Annotated in this window: 17 protein-coding genes; 3 read left to right on the forward strand and 14 right to left on the reverse strand. The window is 45.8% G+C overall.

Annotated elements, in window-relative coordinates:
• Window positions 1-107: 107 nt before the first annotated feature.
• The 11 genes from L5L98_RS04025 to L5L98_RS04075 all read right to left on the reverse strand — a co-directional run bounded on the left by L5L98_RS04025 (window position 108) and on the right by L5L98_RS04075 (window position 11,977).
• Window positions 108-938 carry an alpha/beta fold hydrolase gene (locus L5L98_RS04025; RefSeq protein WP_263138723.1) on the reverse strand — a complete coding sequence of 277 codons (831 nt, stop codon included), beginning with the start codon at window positions 936-938 and terminating at the stop codon, window positions 108-110.
• Between the two features lie 112 nt (window positions 939-1,050).
• Window positions 1,051-1,764 carry a M15 family metallopeptidase gene (locus tag L5L98_RS04030; RefSeq protein WP_263138724.1) on the reverse strand — a complete coding sequence of 238 codons (714 nt, stop codon included), beginning with the start codon at window positions 1,762-1,764 and terminating at the stop codon, window positions 1,051-1,053.
• Complete coding sequence (gene dapE, locus L5L98_RS04035; protein WP_263138954.1) at window positions 1,758-2,897, reverse strand: succinyl-diaminopimelate desuccinylase; 1,140 nt, start codon at window positions 2,895-2,897, stop codon at window positions 1,758-1,760. The genes L5L98_RS04030 and dapE overlap by 7 nt, the downstream gene beginning before the upstream one ends.
• Window positions 2,897-3,241, reverse strand: coding sequence for an ArsC family reductase (locus L5L98_RS04040; protein ID WP_263138725.1), 345 nt, complete (start codon window positions 3,239-3,241; stop codon window positions 2,897-2,899). The genes dapE and L5L98_RS04040 overlap by 1 nt, the downstream gene beginning before the upstream one ends.
• A 279-nt stretch (window positions 3,242-3,520) precedes the next feature.
• The gene (locus L5L98_RS04045; protein ID WP_263138727.1) at window positions 3,521-4,609 is read right to left on the reverse strand and encodes a porin; all 1,089 of its coding nucleotides are present in this window, start codon (window positions 4,607-4,609) and stop codon (window positions 3,521-3,523) included.
• Window positions 4,610-4,671: 62 nt separating this feature from the next.
• The gene (locus tag L5L98_RS04050; RefSeq protein ID WP_263138729.1) at window positions 4,672-6,540 is read right to left on the reverse strand and encodes a methyl-accepting chemotaxis protein; all 1,869 of its coding nucleotides are present in this window, start codon (window positions 6,538-6,540) and stop codon (window positions 4,672-4,674) included.
• Window positions 6,541-6,986: 446 nt separating this feature from the next.
• On the reverse strand, window positions 6,987-7,496 hold the full coding sequence (crr, locus tag L5L98_RS04055) for a PTS glucose transporter subunit IIA (RefSeq protein WP_006081821.1): 510 nt from the start codon (window positions 7,494-7,496) through the stop codon (window positions 6,987-6,989).
• A 71-nt stretch (window positions 7,497-7,567) separates the two neighbouring features.
• Entirely contained in the window at window positions 7,568-9,271 is a 1,704-nt protein-coding gene (gene ptsP, locus L5L98_RS04060) for a phosphoenolpyruvate--protein phosphotransferase (RefSeq protein WP_113939609.1), read from the reverse strand.
• Between the two features lie 178 nt (window positions 9,272-9,449).
• A complete protein-coding gene (locus L5L98_RS04065; protein WP_028760055.1) occupies window positions 9,450-9,707 on the reverse strand; it encodes an HPr family phosphocarrier protein in 258 nt (85 codons plus the stop codon).
• 28 nt (window positions 9,708-9,735) lie between these two features.
• Window positions 9,736-10,131, reverse strand: a complete 396-nt coding sequence (locus L5L98_RS04070; RefSeq protein ID WP_028760054.1) for an ACT domain-containing protein — start codon at window positions 10,129-10,131, stop codon at window positions 9,736-9,738.
• Window positions 10,132-10,339: 208 nt separating this feature from the next.
• On the reverse strand, window positions 10,340-11,977 hold the full coding sequence (locus L5L98_RS04075) for a methyl-accepting chemotaxis protein (RefSeq protein ID WP_263138733.1): 1,638 nt from the start codon (window positions 11,975-11,977) through the stop codon (window positions 10,340-10,342).
• A gap of 357 nt (window positions 11,978-12,334) precedes the next feature.
• On the opposite strand from L5L98_RS04075, the gene L5L98_RS04080 reads away from it, so the two are divergent.
• Window positions 12,335-13,048 (forward strand): DUF3334 family protein, encoded by a 714-nt coding sequence (locus L5L98_RS04080; RefSeq protein WP_263138736.1) that lies wholly within the window; start codon window positions 12,335-12,337, stop codon window positions 13,046-13,048.
• Window positions 13,049-13,152: 104 nt separating this feature from the next.
• The gene (locus L5L98_RS04085) at window positions 13,153-14,199 is read left to right on the forward strand and encodes a LacI family DNA-binding transcriptional regulator (protein WP_113939612.1); all 1,047 of its coding nucleotides are present in this window, start codon (window positions 13,153-13,155) and stop codon (window positions 14,197-14,199) included.
• A 117-nt stretch (window positions 14,200-14,316) separates the two neighbouring features.
• On the opposite strand, the gene L5L98_RS04090 is transcribed toward L5L98_RS04085, so the two are convergent.
• Window positions 14,317-14,943 (reverse strand): PolC-type DNA polymerase III, encoded by a 627-nt coding sequence (locus L5L98_RS04090; protein ID WP_105252595.1) that lies wholly within the window; start codon window positions 14,941-14,943, stop codon window positions 14,317-14,319.
• Window positions 14,944-15,162: 219 nt separating this feature from the next.
• On the opposite strand from L5L98_RS04090, the gene L5L98_RS04095 reads away from it, so the two are divergent.
• The gene (locus L5L98_RS04095) at window positions 15,163-16,320 is read left to right on the forward strand and encodes a cupin domain-containing protein (RefSeq protein WP_113939614.1); all 1,158 of its coding nucleotides are present in this window, start codon (window positions 15,163-15,165) and stop codon (window positions 16,318-16,320) included.
• A gap of 474 nt (window positions 16,321-16,794) precedes the next feature.
• On the opposite strand, the gene L5L98_RS04100 is transcribed toward L5L98_RS04095, so the two are convergent.
• Together L5L98_RS04100 and L5L98_RS04105 are read right to left on the reverse strand one after the other, a co-directional pair.
• Window positions 16,795-16,941 carry a DUF4113 domain-containing protein gene (locus L5L98_RS04100; protein WP_263138739.1) on the reverse strand — a complete coding sequence of 49 codons (147 nt, stop codon included), beginning with the start codon at window positions 16,939-16,941 and terminating at the stop codon, window positions 16,795-16,797.
• A complete protein-coding gene (locus L5L98_RS04105; protein ID WP_263138741.1) occupies window positions 16,941-17,819 on the reverse strand; it encodes a Y-family DNA polymerase in 879 nt (292 codons plus the stop codon). The genes L5L98_RS04100 and L5L98_RS04105 overlap by 1 nt, the downstream gene beginning before the upstream one ends.
• Window positions 17,820-18,192 lie beyond the last annotated feature (373 nt).

Consider the following 18,192-nt stretch of genomic DNA (forward strand, 5'->3'; position numbering starts at 1 on the left):
GGGTGAGCAATATTGATATAAGCACATCTTGGTAACATGTGCTAAGTAGAAATACTCATCTTCAAGATGCGAGTTTTCGCACCTTGAAGCGTAGATTTAGCGATTGATTAATAATATTTAGCCAGAAAATCGGCTAAATGTTGGTTAATAAATTCCGCTTGTTCGAGAGTTGATATGTGTCCTGCAGCAGGAATATGCACAAGTTGGCTGCCGTCAATGGCATCACTCATCAGGTAACTTTCCAATACGCTGCGGGCCTTATCTTCCACGCCAGCCATGATGAGGCAGGGCCGCGTCAATTGCTCGGCGTATTCCATGGTATCGCGACGACCAAAAATCATTCGTCCAAGTTTAACTATCGTGGGGATTTGCTCCGCTGTGATACTGGCAAGGGACTGTTCAAAGCCCGTAACCAGTTCGGGCGTGTTATTCTCGGCATCATTGGCGAAGAATAAAGGTGAAATTGCACTGATCAGCGGCGCAGGGATCGCCTTAGCGGCGCTGATCATATCCAGCATGCCATCATATTTCGCACGGGTGACTTCGGGTTCGAAACCGATAAAACTGTTGAGCATAACGAGGGTTTTAACTCTTGTTGGTGCTTTCAGTACCAATTCTGCGCCCCACATAGCACCGACAGATTGTCCGACAACACTAAAGTGAGTTATCTCAAGAGCATCCATTAGCTCAAGCATTTGATCGGCAATATCGAGTAGCGTTTTGCTGTTATTGGGCAGTAAATCTGACTGACCATGGCCCCAAAGTTCAGGCACTATGCAGCGATATTGGGCGCTTAAGGTGGCAATTTGAGGCGCCCACATAGCGCTATCCCATAAATAACTGTGCCCAAACAACAATACAGGGCCTGAGCCGACATCAAGGTAACTTAATTTTCGATCGGCAATAACAAGCTGCTGACGGTGTGAAGAAAAATCCATAAAACCTACTTAATCAAATATATCATTGTGTTAAAAAGCATTTTGGCGCCCATTTTGACGATATAGCGCTAGGCTTAACCTTTGTTGACTGATCTTGGCGAGTATTTCGCGATTAGGGCTGAGCGATACGCAGCACATATTCATCTATTAGACAGTCTAATCGGGCGAGTACTGCATCTTTGAGCAACATATCACTGTTTGCTAACAGTGTGGCTAATTCCGCACGATCAAATTGCGGCAGCAATAATTGTGAAATAGGGAAATAGCTGATGTGCCAAGGTTCTGGGCTCACCGCACTTTGTCCCTGCTGAAACGGGAAGTAAAAGCCAAAATGATGGGCATTTTCTACCAGCCAAGCATGCAATTTAGCGCAGGGACCACCCTGAACATATTCAGCTTCAACAAGGCGCAGGGCTTTAACATCAATTTGAGCCGCATCGAACACATCGAGATCGGTACCCCAATGGTGGCGTGAAGCGCCGGGCAACGCCGACCAGAGCAAAATCAAGTCAACTATGGCATCGTCACTTAAGCCCTGAATATTGACCGGTAACTCATTGGCATCCAATACCGCGCGTTTACCGCTAGCCTTGGCATTCCAAATTGCCAGTTGCCGTTCAAAGGGACGATGAGCTGAGCAAATAGCGAGTTTTATGCCCGCATCTTCAGCTTTTGCCGCCATAGACTTAAAAGCGATAGCTGTGTTCTCCTCTAACCCAAAGCTATGATAACCAAGGTGATACGGGCTTAAATAATCCACTAATTCAGGGGAGCTTAAGCCGTAAAGCTTTGCGGTTTCGGGACGGATCTTAAGGTGTGCTAACACAGTAATTGTTCCAAAATGACTTCATAACACAGGGCTAACTGCTCAAGGTCGTCCACTTTAACGCATTCATTCACTTTATGAATGGTGGCGTTGACAGGGCCAAGCTCTAACACTTTGGCACCCGTTGGCGCGATAAAGCGACCGTCTGACGTGCCGCCTGTGGTTTGTGGATCGGTTTCATAACCTGTGACTTGGCGGATCGCGATACGGGTTGCATCTAATAACGGGCCATCACCGGTTAAAAATGGTAGGCCATTGAAAATCCAGCTGATATCGTAATCTAGCTCATAGGCTTTCAGTAGAGTTTCAACTCGCTCAATCAAGATTTCGGCGGTCACTTCGGTGGAGTAACGGAAGTTAAACATCACTTCCAGTGCGCCAGGGATCACATTTGATGCACCTGTGCCGCCATTAATATTGGCGATTTGGAAGCTGGTGGGCGGAAAGAACTCATTGCCATTATCCCAGTGCATTTGACTTAGCTCGGCTAAGAAAGGCGCGGCTTTGTGGATTGGATTATCGGCAAGGTGTGGATAGGCCACGTGGCCTTGAATGCCTTTCACGGTTAAGTTGCCGGTTAAACTGCCGCGGCGACCATTTTTGACCACATCGCCCAGCTTTAGGGTTGATGAGGGTTCGCCGACTAATGCCCAAGTGATCTTCTCGTTGCGCGCTTCTAAGGTATCAATGACTCGCGTCGTACCGTTAATAAATGGGCCTTCTTCATCGCTGGTGATCAAAAAGGCGATAGAGCCATGATGATCGGGATGTTTAGCCACAAACCGCTCGGTGGCAATGATCATAGCCGCCAGTGAGCCTTTCATGTCCGCTGCGCCTCGGCCATATAAGTAGCCATCAATGATGGTGGGCACAAAAGGCGGCGTGTGCCAGCGGCTCACATCGCCTGTCGGCACAACGTCTGTGTGACCCGCAAAACAAAAAATGGGGCCTTCATTACCACGGCGAGCCCACATATTGGTGGTGTCTTCAAATACCATAGGTTCGATATTAAAGCCGATGGCGCTGAGTCTTTCTGCCATTAAGGTTTGGCAGCCTTCATCAAGCGGCGTCACCGAAGGGCGGGCGATCAGCGCTTTTGTCAGTTCTGTAACGGGATAATTGTCGGCTGGCATCATACTGAGAATACTCTTTTATAGGCGGCTTCATCAAAGCCAATCAGCACTTGTTCACCGACGACTAAGACGGGGCGTTTGATCAGTGTCGGTTGCGCCAGCATAAGTTGAATGGCTTTGGCTTGATCGATATCGGTTTTATCTGCGTCACTGAGCGCACGAAAGCTCGTGCTGCGCTTATTGAATACGGTTTCCCAGCCTGAGGTGTTACACCAGAATTCGAGGTCTTCTTGACGTAGGCCGTCATCTCTAAAATCATGGAAATGAACTGGAAGTTGATGATTTTCAATCCATTTACGTGCTTTACGCACTGTATCGCAATTCTTAATACCGTAGAGGGTCAAAATGATGCTCCAGTGTGGATGGACGCTTGGCTTGCAAGCATTGATTTTGCTGGCATTGTGGCATTGTGCGCCGCATGTCACAAGTGGGATGTGTTACTGAGATAGCGTGAGCATAAAATGTCAGTGTGCTTGAAGCGTATTGGGATTATCGGGTGATGTCTGTCACTTTATGTAACCAAACGCCCTCAGAGCGTTTAGTCATATCTTGCTGCTTACTGATGCCGTATAGCACGCTTCATTGAGTGCGCTGCGGGCTTAACGGTAATGGGATGGCGTTGACTAAAGTTGCCAATTTAAATCAAAATCATAGCGAATGCCTAAGGCTATGATAGTGTCGTCTTCACGTTGATCATTATTTTGTTGTAAATATTCTAAATGCATGCGGACATTTGTTGCGGCTTGCCACTCTAAGGTGAGATTGTATCCATCATAATTTTGGCTGCTGGTATCTTCTATCCCATCTTCAAACCTGAAGTATCCTAGTTTCAGCTTATAAGCTTTCGCAACTGGAATCGCGATGGCGCTATCAAATGTATTACCGGTTCTATTGACTGCGGTTTCAAATTCGTAGTCTTTATGCTGATAACCAACGGCGGCATATATGCCATTGCTAAATTCATAGGAAATGACGCCCCCGGCCAGTTGTTCTTCTCCAGTCATAATATCGTTCACATAGGTATCCTGTTGTAAGTAGGCGATACCTACGTGAAATCCACTCTGGTTAAATCCTGCGCCGACATTAATTACATCGGTACCACTGCCACCTGAGTTACCATCAAAAATGGCTGAAGCCATTAAGGTGATTGGCTTAATGTTAAGCTCATAGATCAAGGCATTATCAACAAAAAATGGACTCTCTTGGTTATAACCAAAGGGGCTATTCGCATTGTTAAAGATATCGACATATTCAGCGACTAACGTGTACTGCACCGGCCTTTGGCGCCCAAAAGTCAACTTGCCATAGGGAGAATCTATCCCCGCAAAGGCGAGTCTCGCCTCGCCGAATCGGCCATTGTCATCGAGACGGATTTTCCATTCACCTTGGGCAATGGCACGCCAACCAGAGGCGAACTCGGTTTCAGCTTTAACCCCTAAGCGGGAGAGTGCATCGCCGATATCCCACACATCCTCACCTTTGTCTTGGTATTCTAAGGTCGGACGTAGTGAACCGTAGAGGATAAAACGACTGTCTTGTAGGGAGGATTGCAATGAGGGACTGGCAGGCTCCGCTTTGGCTTGTTGCTCCAGCTCTTTAACTCTTTGCTCGAGTTGTTGCAGTCGTTCCGACTCTTCTGTGGTTGTTTGGGCATTAGCCTGTAGTGGGATCTGAAGCATGCTAACTATGACGAACAACGTTATTTTGCTCATGATGAGGTCCTGTTGTTAGTAGATGTCATGGTGAGCCATGGATAAAATCATGGCTCACTGGCTTAGACTATGAATTTATTAAGGATTGCATCTTGTTCTTTGATGTATTGAGTTTGCGTATGCATGGCTGTATTTGCATGAACTGCAGTGTCAGAAACTTGGACTGATAAATCTTTGATCCTGATAGTATTATTGTTAATTTCTTCAGCTACTAAACTCTGCTCTTCTGCTGCAGAGGCAATTTGTAGGTTCATATCACTTATCTGTAATATTGCTTCACGAATTTTGTTTAATGCGGTATTAGCACCTTGGGCGCGTGTAACCGCATCTTCTGCATTATCTTTACTTTGGCTCATTACCTCTGCAACAGCACTTGCTCCTGCTTGAAGTTGCTCTATCATGTTACGGATTTGAGTTGTAGATTGTTGAGTCCTTTGGGCGAGGGTTCTGACTTCATCTGCTACCACAGCAAAACCACGACCAGAATCACCGGCTCTTGCTGCCTCAATGGCGGCATTTAAGGCTAATAAATTTGTTTGATCTGCAATGTCATTGATCACTTTCAATATTGTGGCAATGTTGTCAGTTGCAGATTCTAATGTTTTGACTTCAGTGACGGCCATATCGATTTTTGATGACAGGGCATTAATGGCATCAGTTGTATCGCTGACGATTTTAGAACCTACACTTGTCGCTTCATCTGCTTCTTTCGCAGCAGAAGCCGCGCCTTGGGCATTACGGGCTACGTCAGTTGAAGTGGTTGCCATTTCGTGCATGGCAGTTGCAAGTTGTTCTAGTTCATGCAGTTGCGAGTTCATGGCATCAGTAGATTGCTGTAATTCTAGCGATGTCATTTCTGAACTTTTATGGATGAGCTGGCCAATGGATTTAGATTGAATGATCAACTGTTGTAGATTTGCCGTGAAGGTATTGAATCCCAAGGCTAACGCTGAAAACTCAGTGTCTGTTTTAGTATTTAAGCGTTGAGTCAAATCACCTTCGCCAGAAGCAACATCTTGAATTGCATCGTTTAATGTTTGTAATGGGCGCATTAAGGTTGTGATCAATAGTAGTAGGGTTGTGATACTGATGATTAAGGCGATAACGGAATAGAGAATAGAGCTATTGCGTAAGTCCGTCACTGCAGCATAGGCAATCTCCTCATCCAAGATAACACCAACATACCAGTCCTCTCCCGCAACGCGTGAGAAATCCAAGGTGAAGCTTTTTCCCTCTATGGTTACTTTTTGTGGCGTTTCCATCACTTTGACATTGGGTAAATAATCGGCCATAAGAGTGCCATTTCGTTTTTCCTCTGGGTGGGCTATGGTCGTTCCATCCCCAGAAACAATAAACACATGGCCAGCGTTGAAGAGTTTGACCTCATTGACGAGTTTGGCTAACCCGACCAAGCTAACATCGTAGAAAATGGCACCGATGAATGTACCTTGATCTTTCACGGGCGTCGCAATTGAGACGAGAATTTCACCGGAGGCTGAGTCCGCATAGGGAGCCGTGATGATTAATTTATCGGCTTGTTTTGCATCGAGATACCAAGGCCTTACTCTTGGGTTCCATCCCGCACCCGGATCCCAGCTAGGATTATTATTGATATTCGTGCCATCTTTTTCATAACCTAAACCGACGAGAATAAATGCATTTTTAACTATGGGGCGAGTGATGACTGCGCTGATGTGTGCGGGCGTGAGATCTTGTTCCAGTAGGCTGGTCGTATAAGCTGCCAATTGTTTACGGGCTTCAATTTCCGATGAAACCGTATTTCTAACCCCATCGACGATTTCGGTGACACTGGCTTCCACCTGTGCCTGCATTTCATTCTGAATCGAGTAGTATTGTTTGGTCGTTAGAAGCGTTACTGTCACTAACAGTAACGCAGAGGATGCGGCGACAATCTTATGACTGAACTTCATTGTTATTCCTCTGTAATATTAAAAGCACCTTTAGATGTATAGTCATGATTTCGTTCGAGAGCCAGCGGGTGCATTGATCTTTTTGCTTTTTGTGACCAATGTAAGCCGAAACTCTGACGCTCGAATAGCACTCGCTATACAGGATAGGGAGTTTTGTTGGCCTGGTTGTCTTAGTCTACTCGGCCTGCAAATCGCCACCTTGCAAACGTGCTTTCGATTGTCATTCAATCCTATATCTGGGTGGTTGATATTTGGTTTATTCTGTTTTAAATCAGTTTGAAACATTATGTCGGTTTTGCGATGAAAATATTTCAGCTATCAGACAGGTCTCTTCGCGAGGAAAGTGGAGATAAATAAAAGGCTGGCGCCTTTGGGGGAGCCAGCCTTTTTATATCAATCAAGGATATTTTCAAACTGCTAATTCAAACACTTAAAGTAAAGCTTGATTAGAGCTGTACCGTAAAGATCACGTCTTTACCTGCGGTGACACTGCCTTGGGCTTTGTCGAGGTATTTGACATCTTCCATGTTCGCCAGCACGACAGGAGTGAGTAGGCTGTCGACTTGATCTTTAAGGTAATCAATATCGAATGACAGGATCGGATCGCCGACTTTCACTTCTTGACCTTCCTGGGCCAAACGTTTAAACCCTTTGCCTCTCAGCTCGACTGTACCTACACCAAAGTGAACAAATAGCTCTAAACCTTGGGGAGACTCAATACTGAATGCATGATTTGTCTCAAAAATTTTACCTATGGTGCCGTCGATAGGCGCCAGAATTAATTCGCCTTTGGGAGCGATAGCGATGCCATCACCGACAATCTTTTCAGCAAAAACCACGTCGGGGACTTTTTCAATGGCGACGATATCGCCGGAAACGGGGGCATATACCATGATACCGCCAGCTAATTGAGTCTGGCCCGATACCAAGCGCCTTATTCGGCTTAAAAATCCCATAATCTAGAGCCTCTTTTGCTTGTTTTTGTCATTGTTTTTGTTCTGTAATGCAGCATAACGAATAAATGTCTCTATTTATAGCTTGTTATACACTGCTGTAAGCTTGCAATTCTATCTTGTTGTAATGCCGTGTGAGCTAATGCCGAAAATTGTGTGATGCTGCCTTGGCAAATGGCCGCTTTCACTTCTAAGAGTGAGCTTAAGTTAACACTGAGTTCGTCCAACCCCATGCCGATTAACAGCGGCGCAATTTGCGGTGAACTGGCGAGTTCACCGCACAGAGAAACTTTAACATTAGCGGCCTTAGCTTGGGTTATTGTCATGTTAATTAAGGCTAAAATGGCAGGCGAAAGGGACGGATAGTCACGGGTAAGCTGCGGGTTTGTCCTATCGGCTGCCATTGCATATTGGGTTAAATCGTTGGTGCCAATGCTGACAAAATCGAGTCTTGGCAGCATAGCGTTGAGGTTGAATACCGCAGCAGGGGTTTCGACAACGATACCGTAGCTAAGTTCGCCATAGCCTTTCTCTTCTTCTTCCAAGGCATCTTGGCACTGGGCAATGAGTGCAAACACCTCGTCCAATTCTTCGACTTGATTGACCATAGGGAACATCAAACGGATCGGGCCATGGTTAGCGGCACGCAAAATGGCCCTCAACTGGGTTTTAAATAATTCTGGGTGCGCCAAGGTGTAGCGAATGCCGCGAAGACCCAAGGCGGGATTATCTTCAATTTCTTGGCATAAACAGGGGAGTTCTTTGTCTGCGCCTATATCTAAGGTACGGATGGTAAAGGTTTTACCGCCTAGGGCGTGCAATGCATCACAATATAAGCTGTATTGGGCTTTTTCATCGGGCAGGGTGGCGACGTTCATCAACATAAATTCGGTGCGAAACAAGCCTATTCCATCTGCGCCGACATCGCTGACATGGGTGATGTCGTTGAGATTACCCACGTTTGCCATGAGTCCCACAGTATGACCGTCTTGGGTTTGCGCTGGGACATCCTTGTAAGTTTGAAGTGCTGCGCGCCTTGCTTGTTCATGGTGAAAGGTGACAGTGAGTCTTGCCTGTTGGTCTGGATTGGGATTGACACAAAGTTCACCCGCGAGTGCATCGAGCACTAAGGGCGTACCGTTGGGAATAGAGTCTGCGTCGAACTGACAACTTAAGATGGCAGGAATGCCGGCTGCTCTGGCTAAAATGGCCGTATGGCTCGTTAAACCGCCCGTTTTCAGTACAATACCGCAGAGGTTTTCCCGTGGTAGTAAGGCAAATTCGGCGGGGGTCAAATCCTGCGCTAATAAGATAGTGGGTCTATCGAGTTTTTCGAGCCCTTGAGCTAAATGGCCGTTTATCGCCGCGACGACTCTTTGGCCTAAACAGCGCACATCTTGGGCTCTATTGGCTAAATAGGGATCATCTAAGGATTGTAACTCATTGGCCTGATGGGCAAAAATACGTTCAACCGCCACACTTGCCGACAATTGTAAGGTGCGAATGGCATCGTTCACTTGCTCGATTAATTCATCGTCTTCTAATAACAATAAGTCGGCTTCGATCAACTGATAATTTTCGGAGTCGCTGTCGAGTGCAGCTTGGCTGTGTGTCAGTTGTGCCTGTAGTTCTTGCAAGGCTTTGGCAAATTTACCCTGTTGTTGAGGGATTTTAGACAGGGGAATAGGGCGATAATCGAGGTGATGTTCGGTGTGGAGCAGGTGAAGTGCCTGTCCAAAGGCAATTCCCGATGACACTATAATCCCCGTTATTGACATATCCCTTCCTAAATTAACCACTGAACTGAGTGTCCGTTAGCGATAGCGAGTCTAGTTGAGTGACGCTAAGCTTGTAAAGCGTTTGTATGTAAAGCATTAGCATGTCAAGACGGTCGAGACGAGTTTTTTGCGTGTCGGTTAAACCTGCAGATAAACGCATTTTAGCGTAAGAAAAGGCCTAGCTTAGGGTAATGAGCAGCTCAGAGACTTTCTCAACCGCGGCCTGAGCCTGTTCACCTTCGGCAAACACTCTTACCGTGACGCCAGAATATAAGCCTAAGGTTTGTAGTTTAAACAGACTCTTAGCACTGGCTTGCTTACCATTACATTCGACCATGACATCACAGTCAAAGGTTTTGGCTTCTTTAACCAGTAAGGCTGCTGGGCGAGTGTGAATGCCATGTTTGGCGGTAATGGTGACTGTTTTTTCGTACATAGTAGATGAGCTCATATTTAAAGGGGTATTACACTTCGTCTTTCGATTCTATGATGTGATAGCCCTGTTTTTTCAAGGCGGCGATGGCACTTTTGAGGCGATTATTTTTTACTAAAATGTAATCGGTATCAAAGGTCGAAATCGCAAAAATACTGATTTGTTCGTCCGCTAAGGTGCCAGACACTTTAGATAAAATGCCTGTCATCGAAAATCCCAGTGGCCCGAGTACTTCAAAGCAACACCAGCCCGGTTCTTGCTCTAGGCTGTCGAGTTCCATTTCACTGGAAACGACTAAAGATAAACCTTCTTGGGTCTTACCAATAAAATACATGTCCTGTGCAAAAACCTCACTGGGCAATACGGCATTCGGGCTAAAGCTATGAATTGTGTACTGTTCAGGGTGAACGGCTAAGGTCATTCGCATGGCAGTGTCTCGGTTGGATTTTTAAGGCTAAAGCATACCGCATATCAAACGTTAGCGTGACAGAGAATTTGTGGTTAATGGGATTTTGTCGTTGAAATTCATTATTGGTGAGATAGCGGTTAACAAGCGTTACCAGAAGGTTTACCCAAAGAAAAGGGCGCCCTATGGCGCCCCAATCGACAAGTCAAGCCGTTCTCATACACTTTAGTTAGATTTTAAACTGGCCTAAGGTGCGGGACATGTCTTGGCTAATGTCTTGCAGTGACTGAGCTGCATGGCTATTACTTTCGTTAGCTTTTACTGAGACTTCGGTTAATTCCGAAATATTACAAATATTTCGATTAATTTCTTCGGTCACCAATGATTGCTCTTCAGTGGCGCTGGCTAATTGTGTGTTCATGTCACTGATATGGGCAATCAATTGCAGAATCGCCGCCATGGCTTTACCTGCTTCGTGGGCTTGGGCCTGTAGCTCATCGGATTGCAGTTGAGTTTGATTGTTGCTCTTCATCACTGAGCCTACACCGGATTGGATCTCGCTAATGATTTTTTGGATCTCATTGGTCGAGTCTTGGGTGCGAGTAGCAAGGGCGCGGACTTCATCGGCAACCACGGCAAAACCACGGCCGTGGGTCCCTGCTCGAGCAGCTTCAATGGCGGCATTGAGGGCGAGCAAGTTGGTCTGCTCGGCAATGCTGCGGATCACATCGAGAATGCTACCGATTTGCTGTGAGGCGACGCCCAGCTTTTGGGTGATGACTTCAGAAGCTTTTAATTCTGCCACCAGTTTTTCTGTATTGCTGACTGTGTTGTCGATCACTACTTGGCTTTGCTGCGCTTGTTCTTTTACGCTGTTCGCCGCATCGGCCGCTTGCTGGGTGTTGCTCGCCATTTCATGGGTGGTCGACAGCATTTGATTGACGGCTGTGGCGACGCTGCCTGTTTCTCTGTGGATATGTTCAGCACTCTGATTGGACTCTTCAACTGCAATCAAAAGCTGTTTTGCATCTTTATCTAATGCTTGGCCTAAAGGTTGTAAATGGCCGACCATGTCGCCAATTTTTTGGGCGAACATGTTGAAGGCGCGGGCGAGATGGGCAATCTCATCTTTACCTTGAGCATTAATGCGCTGACTTAAGTCGCCTTCGCCTTGGGCAATATCTTCAAGGGCATCAATAGCATCATTTAATGGTGAGGTGATGGAATGGTTAAGCACAAGGAAGAAGGCAAAAATCGGCACTGAAATCAAAAACATGATAATCAGATAGTCGATAATGACTGACTTTAAGCTCGCTTTGACATCGCTAAGATAGGCGCCTGTGATGACTGTCCAGCCCCATTGCGGGTAGTAACGGGCTTCAGCAAGCTTGTCTTCTATCGCGCGGGTCATAGGATCGGCGATAGGGTATTCGAGGGTTGTTTTCGATTTAGCACGCGCTAATGGCAGCATAGTGGCTAAGGGGTTTGTGCCATTAGGTAACTTGAAGGTTAATGCTGAGGTGCCAATAAGATTTGCGCTATCCCCGTGGGCGAGGATTTGATTATTATCATCAATAACAATGAAGTAGCCGGAACCTGAATAGCGAGTTTGATTGATTAAATCCGCGGCGATTTGTTTAGCTTCTGCTTCGCTAAACTTACCTTTGAGCGCATCCTGACGGTGCACATCTATCACGCTTAACATGCTGGCGAGCTGACCGTCTATCTGCAACCATTTCTGCTCAATTAAATTACTGTACTGCTCTTTAATTGAAAAACTGGCAAAACCCACAGTCCCTATCGCGGCCATAAGGAGCATCATCATTAAGCGTTGCAAAATGGTAAACCGGCGCAAAAACGTGATCATTTGGATTCCTTAAGGGCTTATTATTGTGCATCAATATACCTGCGAATCAATCTCAATTGAATCGTCTGTGACAGAAATTAAGTAAAAGCCGTTATAAAATATGAGTTTCTTTGATCTAAAGCAGAGAATAGTGATAGGGAACTTTAATCTGTTGCATTATGGGGCATGTTCTTATTAAGTTAGGCCGTTTTATAAGTCGCTTTGTGTTGAAGGTTTTATCTGATCTATTAAATATCAATAAGTTAGCATTATGTTAATTTTGCCATCTTGCTATATTAGGCTAATCAATTGTTTTAATTTTGATTTTTTACGCTTTTACGCGCAAGATTAATTCATTATTCAGTTTGAGAATCGATTATGACCACAAATACTATCGTAACGTCGGATGATATTTTACTGAAGTTATGCCACTCAGTCGCCCACGTCCTTTCTAGCACCAGTGCCAGCAATGTTACCCATGCGGGTATGGTACAAAGTATTGCGCGTACTCGTCTTAAACCTGATCTCGGTTGTTTCTCGATTTTTGATGGTGGTTTTTCAGGGCTAGTGGTGATCAACTTTTCCGCCTCTGCAGCGATTGAAATCTACCGTCGCTACATGCTGAACATGGGCATGCCTGAGTCTGAGCTCGCATTTTCACATACGTCAGATGAAGTGAGTAATGTGATGGGCGAACTGATGAACCAAATTCTAGGGGATTTTATTAATAAAATTTCTAAAGAATTGCAAACGTCAATCAGCCAAAGCCAGCCAAAAATGTTGACGATTAATAAAGAGCTAACCATATCAATCGACGCTAACTTAGACGATGCGGTTGCCCGTAGAGTGTCGTTTAGGACAGAGAATAACCATATTTTCTACCTCGAGTTTGCCATGGACAAAACCGAATTCATTCGCTTAGATGAATTTGTCTACGATGAAGAATTCGATCCCGATAGTCTGTTAGAGCAGCACAGTTCGATTGGGGGAAATAACGACACAAATTCGAATGTTTCGCCTTGGGTTAAGATGGCCGATAAACCCGCCATTGATAATGAAGCCGATGATTTGCTCGATCAGCTCGGCATTTAAGCAGAGCCTCTAATGTAAGACGGATGTTAACGCATTCGTCTATACAAGTGGGTGGAACTGTTTTAGTATCGACGCAAAATAATAACTAAGGTTAAATCCTCTTTATGGCATCGAAAGCGACCTCGATTGATATTGCTTATCGTGCTGGCGTATCCCAGTCAACGGTTTCCCGTGCCCTTAGAAACAGCCCGTTAGTCAATTTAGAAACTCGCCAACGTATTCAAACCATTGCTAAAGAGCTGAATTATAAGGTCGATAAAAATGCCAGCAATCTTCGCACCCAAAATAGCCATACCTTAGCGCTGTTATTGTGTGAAGACCCCACCAACGATGACTCGTTAATCAATCCTTTTTTCCTGTCTATGCTTGGCTCCATTACCCGAGCAACGGCGCAGCAAGGTTATGATTTATTGGTTTCTTTTCAGCAATTGTCCAGCGATTGGCACGCCGATTATGAAGACAGTAATAAAGCTGACGGCATTATCCTGCTTGGTTACGGCGATTACATGGACTACGAGCAAAAGCTGGAGCGATTGCTCGCGCAGAATACTCATTTTGTGATCTGGGGCGCTGAGCATAACAATAAGTCAGTACTATCGATTGGTTGTGATAATCATCAAGGCGGCTTGATTGCAACAGAGCACTTGATTTCCCTTGGTCGTAAAGCTTTTGCTTTTTTAGGCGATGCCTCGAGCCACAGCCCCGAGTTTAGAGACAGATATTTAGGCCATGTGAAGGCGCTGCAAATGGCGAATATTGCTGTCGATCGCACTAAGCAAGTGTCGGCAATTAGCACTGAAAGTGCTGGTTACGATGCGGCTATGGCATTGATGGCCAAAGGCGCACAGTTTGATGCTATTTTTGCTGCTAGCGATCTGATTGCCATTGGCGCTATTCGTGCGCTGAAAGAGAAGGGCATTTCAGTCCCAGAACAAGTTGCAGTGGTGGGATATGATGATATTCCAGTGGCGAGTTTTGCCAATCCGCCATTAACGACCATTAAGCAGAACACCCAATTAGCCGGTGAGATCTTAGTCGACAGTGTACTCAAACTTATCCGCGGACAAGAGGTGAGTGCGCAGCTTATTCCGACGACCTTAGTGGTTCGCAGTTCCTGCGGCATTGATAGTGCGCCGCTTAAGCCGTTATAGATGGGCCGTTATTGCTAGGAGCTTGCTGTTTTTTGTTGGCAAGTCGTTGAGCACTTAATTTGCTTATTGAAACATCGCCGATAATCCTTGGATTTATCGGCTTTTTGCTTTTGGGGATCACTTAACCGCATATTGACGTAAAAACTTCGGCACATCTGCTTTGGTTTTCTTGGCGATTTTTTGCAGTAACTCGAAGGTGGGAGCATTGAGACCGAACTCTTGCTGAAGGTCTGCCAGCATTGCCAGCCACAAATGGCCAGTCATTTCGGCATCGGCTAAGGCGCGGTGAAAGGTGCCATCGCTTGGTAACTGTTTATAGCGCACTAAAGTACCTAACTGATGATTGGGTGCCGCTTGATATAAACGTCTCGCCACCAGCAAGGAGCAACCAAATTGCCCTCGATAGCGATGGCGAATTTGAGCAAATTCCGCGTCTAAAAAGCGCTGATCAAATGCCGCATTGTGGGCGACTAAGTTATGATCGGCGATAAAGTCTGCAAAACGCGCCATTACTTCATTGCAGGGCGCTGCATCCCTGAGCATTTGATTGCTGATCCCTGTGTAGTCCTCAATAAAACGACTTATTCTAAATCCTGGGTTCATCAACTCTGAAAATCTTTGGGTGATCACGCCGTTTTCAATCAGCACAGCTCCGATTTCAATCGCGCGGTCCCCTTGATTGGGCGATAGCCCCGTGGTTTCAAAGTCGAGCACGACCAAAGTGTTAGCTGCAGATGTAGGCATAGATCTTACGTGAACTCTATAAATGATGTGTCAGCATTGCCGTCTTTGACAGCGCAACGCTTTTAGATAAGCCGATTGTAATTCAATACGTTAGTAAATTCACTATCACATTAACGCTGATAAAAGACTTAATGCTTTGTTGATCCGGTCGAGCTTTCTTGGTTTCGCTTCCTGTTAGCATTTACCTCTATGAATAACAGTTTGGTTTGTGAGCAACCCATGCAACTCGATATTAATGGCTTAACGCCCGCGCAATTTTTAGCAGAATATTGGCAGAAAAAACCTTTGGTTATCCGCCAAGGATTCAAACATTTTCAAGATTTAATCTCGCCCGAAGAGTTAGCTGGGTTAGCCATGGATGAGCTGGTGGAATCTCGGCGAGTGTACCAACAGGCAGGGCAATGGCAGGCTGAATTTGGCCCTTTTGATTCCTACGATCATCTCGGTGAACGGGATTGGACTTTGATCGTGCAAGCCTTGAACAACTGGGTGCCCGATGCAGAAGCCCTGATCCAATGTTTTGATTTTATTCCGCGCTGGCGTTTAGATGATGTGATGGTGAGTTTTGCCACTCCTGGCGGTGGCGTGGGGCCGCATATCGATCTGTATGATGTGTTTATTTGCCAAGGTTCGGGACGTCGCCGCTGGCGCGTAGGCGATCTGGGACCGCACAAAGAGTTTGCCGCCCATCCCGCTTTGCTGCACACAGAAGCCTTTGAACCGATTATCGATACTGAGTTATTGCCCGGCGACATCCTTTATATTCCCCCAGGATTCCCCCATGACGGTATAACCTTAGAACAGTCTTTAAGTTTTTCAGTAGGTTATCGTACAGCTTCCGCCAAAGATATGGTAAGTGCTTTGGCCGATCATCTGTCTGAGCAAGATTTAGGCGCACAGCAGATTGAAGATCCAGATCGCGAGCTGACAACGCGCAGTGGTTGTGTTGATAATCGCGATTTAGCGCGGTTACGCACGCAACTGACTAATATGTTAACCGATGAACTGGTGAGCGAGTTTTCGGGCCGCTATTTAACTCAATCTAAATGCGCCCTCGATTTACCCGATGAGCCGTTGGACATCACGCAAGACGAAGTGCTCGCATGGCTCGATGAGCAGCCGCTTATTCGCCTCGGCGGACTGCGTTGTTTGTATTTTGATATCAATGTGGGACAAGGCGTTGTCTATATTAATGGTGATAAGTGTCAGCTTTCAGCCGAATTGGCCGCGGTGATCCCACTACTATGTGATAGCAATCAGTTAGATAAAACCGCCTTAGCCCCCTGGTTAGCCGATGCCTATTTGCTTACGCAGCTTACTGAGTGGGTGAACCTCGGTTACTGGTACTTTGAAGACCTGAGTGATGAAGAGTGTTAAGGCTGAGATAATAGGCAAAGCATGATGGATGTTGATACCATTTTAGCGCTAACGCCGATGGATTTTAGTGTTAAGTCGGTTTTGCAATCGTTGGATTATAGTGTTGGATGTATTCTAGTGTTAGTTGAGATTTAAAATAGAATAATGTTGAAAGCCGCATCTATGTTTAGGGCAAGCTCATGCTTGCCCTTGCTTATCTTTTTAAGATCGCGAAGACTTGCAAGTCTGCTTTATTGCTTTAGTCATATCTCTACTGCGTTCATTGCCTTATCATTTTTAATGTTAAACATTGGTTTTTAAAATTATTTTACCAAGCGAGATGAGTTTTGCTGGCACAGTCTTAGTGAGATGGGTTTAGGCCGATAAGCCTATTCTGATTAATGTCGTCAGGAGTGGAGTGAGCTTAACTGAATAACCAATGCTTAGAGTATTAATGCGATTCGCAGATGGTCATTTAGCCACTGGATCTGCTGATTATTTCACTATGGGCAGTTGTGCCCATTGGGTGGTGTAACGAGGGGAGAGCTGTTCACGTTTTATCCCCCCAGTTGGGTCAATACCTTGTCCTGCAAACCAAATTTTTCCGCGGCCGCTGTGGTTCACTTTATCGAGTAACTGCATCAGCTCCTTGCTTTTAGGCCTAGGCGTGACGTCATCGAATAATCCGAGCTGAAACACGCCTGCACAAAAAAATCCCCTAACATGACACCAGCCTTTGCATAGGCATGACCTTCACGCCAAATGCGTTGCAATAGGCTTTGGCCAAGGGTGACAAAATCCCGCGTATCATTGCTGGGCCGAACTAAACTGCCCGACAGCGATTTGCTGTACTGGGGACTTGCATCGCTAAAAGGGCTAGTACGCACAAATACCGACATCGCTTTAGCGTACTGGCGCTCGGAGCGCAGTTTTTCACAGGCCCTAAAAGTGTATTCATTGATTGCCTGTTGCATCGCTTCCAGGTTATCAATACGACTGCCAAATGAGCGGGAGCTGATAATTTGTTGCTTAGTGGCGGCGATCTCTTGTATGTCATCACAAGCAATGCCGTTAAGTTCGCGTACCGTGCGCTCAACGGTGACCGAAAAGGTATCGCGGATAAGTTTGGGATGCGCATCCGCCAATTGCAGCGCGGTATTTATGCCCATGATGTTCAAGCGTTTCGTAAGCCTACGGCCTATTCCCCAGACTTCCTCGACAGGGATAAGCGCCATGAGTCGTCGTTGGCGTTCTCGGTCGCGCAAATCAACCACGCCCCGGGTTACTGGATAACGCTTAGCAGCATAGTTTGCCAGTTTGGCGAGGGTCTTTGTCGGCCCAATGCCAACGCAAACACTGATCCCTGTCCATTGCGGTATTCGCTGATAAATATCTAATGCAAGCTGATGAATATTGGTGCATTTATCGATGCGTGATAGATCTAAAAACGCTTCATCAATACTATACACTTCTTCTTTCGGCACCATTTGCTCTAAGGTGGTCATCACTCTGTTTGACATGTCGGCATAGAGTGCATACAGTTGGCTAATAATTCCTGCTAAAAATAGACGAGTAAGTGATCATCCTTTCTGCTACATAGGTTGCTGGCGTCTAACACCTGAAAAATCACCAAGCCCAATTTGCTGTCTATTTTTTAGTAGGGATTCATCCATATGTCTAATTTTGTAATCAATTTGATCGCTAAGGAATTAATAATTTGAATACCGAGGAAGACTGACAGACAAATTGCCTAGGGACAATCTTCACTCGACACAAACAGGTTCAAGTGACTCAGTAATCACATGTCATCTGCCTGTTGCTTCCTAGCTCACTTTTGGACAAAAGCGCGGAAGATCTATTACTCACAATCGTCTAGTTCACATTACGATAAGT

The organism is Shewanella sp. SM23, assembly GCF_025654295.1.
Taxonomy (GTDB): Bacteria; Pseudomonadota; Gammaproteobacteria; order Enterobacterales; family Shewanellaceae; genus Shewanella; species Shewanella oncorhynchi.

What these genes read in the sequence shown, in the direction of transcription:
- L5L98_RS04065 (WP_028760055.1), bottom strand. Translation starts at nt 9,707, where the DNA reads ATGTACGAAAAAACAGTCACCATTACCGCCAAACATGGCATTCACACT.
- dapE (WP_263138954.1), bottom strand. Translation starts at nt 2,897, where the DNA reads ATGCCAGCCGACAATTATCCCGTTACAGAACTGACAAAAGCGCTGATC.
- L5L98_RS04050 (WP_263138729.1), bottom strand. Translation starts at nt 6,540, where the DNA reads ATGAAGTTCAGTCATAAGATTGTCGCCGCATCCTCTGCGTTACTGTTA.
- L5L98_RS04095 (WP_113939614.1), top strand. Translation starts at nt 15,163, where the DNA reads ATGCAACTCGATATTAATGGCTTAACGCCCGCGCAATTTTTAGCAGAA.
- L5L98_RS04085 (WP_113939612.1), top strand. Translation starts at nt 13,153, where the DNA reads ATGGCATCGAAAGCGACCTCGATTGATATTGCTTATCGTGCTGGCGTA.
- L5L98_RS04100 (WP_263138739.1), bottom strand. Translation starts at nt 16,941, where the DNA reads ATGCAGTTACTCGATAAAGTGAACCACAGCGGCCGCGGAAAAATTTGG.
- L5L98_RS04075 (WP_263138733.1), bottom strand. Translation starts at nt 11,977, where the DNA reads ATGATCACGTTTTTGCGCCGGTTTACCATTTTGCAACGCTTAATGATG.
- crr (WP_006081821.1), bottom strand. Translation starts at nt 7,496, where the DNA reads ATGGGATTTTTAAGCCGAATAAGGCGCTTGGTATCGGGCCAGACTCAA.
- L5L98_RS04090 (WP_105252595.1), bottom strand. Translation starts at nt 14,943, where the DNA reads ATGCCTACATCTGCAGCTAACACTTTGGTCGTGCTCGACTTTGAAACC.
- L5L98_RS04080 (WP_263138736.1), top strand. Translation starts at nt 12,335, where the DNA reads ATGACCACAAATACTATCGTAACGTCGGATGATATTTTACTGAAGTTA.
- L5L98_RS04105 (WP_263138741.1), bottom strand. Translation starts at nt 17,819, where the DNA reads ATGTCAAACAGAGTGATGACCACCTTAGAGCAAATGGTGCCGAAAGAA.
- L5L98_RS04025 (WP_263138723.1), bottom strand. Translation starts at nt 938, where the DNA reads ATGGATTTTTCTTCACACCGTCAGCAGCTTGTTATTGCCGATCGAAAA.
- ptsP (WP_113939609.1), bottom strand. Translation starts at nt 9,271, where the DNA reads ATGTCAATAACGGGGATTATAGTGTCATCGGGAATTGCCTTTGGACAG.
- L5L98_RS04045 (WP_263138727.1), bottom strand. Translation starts at nt 4,609, where the DNA reads ATGAGCAAAATAACGTTGTTCGTCATAGTTAGCATGCTTCAGATCCCA.
- L5L98_RS04070 (WP_028760054.1), bottom strand. Translation starts at nt 10,131, where the DNA reads ATGCGAATGACCTTAGCCGTTCACCCTGAACAGTACACAATTCATAGC.